Origin of the sequence: Pseudomonas sp. DrBHI1 (assembly GCF_002205115.1) — a bacterium.
GTDB classification, from domain to species: domain Bacteria; phylum Pseudomonadota; class Gammaproteobacteria; order Pseudomonadales; family Pseudomonadaceae; genus Aquipseudomonas; species Aquipseudomonas mosselii.
In genome coordinates, this window is record NZ_NIBE01000099.1 from 1 (window position 1) to 1,004 (window position 1,004).

The 1,004-nt window shown below is 71.3% G+C and carries 1 pseudogene; it reads right to left on the reverse strand.

The annotated features are described in order from the left end of the window. Positions 1–1,004, reverse strand: a pseudogene (locus CC207_RS20005) (ATP-dependent helicase HrpB); the annotation flags it as partial.

Genomic DNA, 1,004 nt, shown 5'->3' on the forward strand with positions numbered 1-1,004 from the left:
CCGTCCTTTTCCAGATCCAGCTGACGCAGCAGCGCGACGCGGGCCTGCCACTGGCGCAGTTCCGGGGTCCAGGTCAGCAGGTTCAGGCCCTTGCGCCGCACCAGCCCCAGCAATGCCCTGGCCCGTGCGTCGTCATCCAGCCCCGGCAACGGTTCACGGCTGAGCACCAGCTCACCGACCTTGCGCTGGCGCTCGGCGCGCAGCACCTGTTCACGTTCGTCCCAGTCGAGCAGGTCGAGTTGCTCCACCTGCTCGGCCAGCACACCGTCGAACAGCGCCGGATCGAATTCGGCGGCCAGGTAGATGCGTTCCTCACGCTGTCCCTGGCGGCTGCCCAGGTCGGCAATCACCAACCACGGGCTTTTCATCAGCGCATCGGCTTCGGCGAACAACGCCGCCCGGCCATTGGCCAGGCGGTACTCGGCGCCGCCTTCGCGACGCTGCTGCGCCACCCGGTCGGGGTAGGCCAGCGCCAGCACGGCGCCCAGCCAGCGGGGATGGTCGGGGTCGGCGACCGGGCTGCGCGGTTTGCCACGCAACTGGCCGCGGTACTGCCGAGCCAGTTGCCGGGCGCGCTGCACGCCGCCCTGCCCGCCACGGGAGGCGCGGCTTTCACCGCTGAGCAGCGCCAGCCGGCTGTGCAGGTCGGCACCGCCGCCGCGCAGGATGTCGCGCTCGCCCAGCAGCGCGGCGACATCGCAGGCCATGTCGGCCAATCCGAGATCCTGCCCGCGCAGCAGCAGGTGGGCGATGCGCGGATGCGCAGGCAGCTCGGCCATGGCCTGGCCATGTGAACTCAAGTTGTCGCGGCAACCGGGCTTGAAGGCACCGAGCCGGGCCAGCAGGTCCTGGGCCTGGCCGTAAGCAGCGGCCGGTGGCTGGTCGAGCCAGCTGAGCTGCTCCGGTGGCACACCCCAGCGCGCCAGCTGCAGGGCCAGCCCGGCCAAGTCGGCCTGGAGGATCTCGGCGCTGCCATGGGCCGCCAACTGATCGTGCTGCGCCTC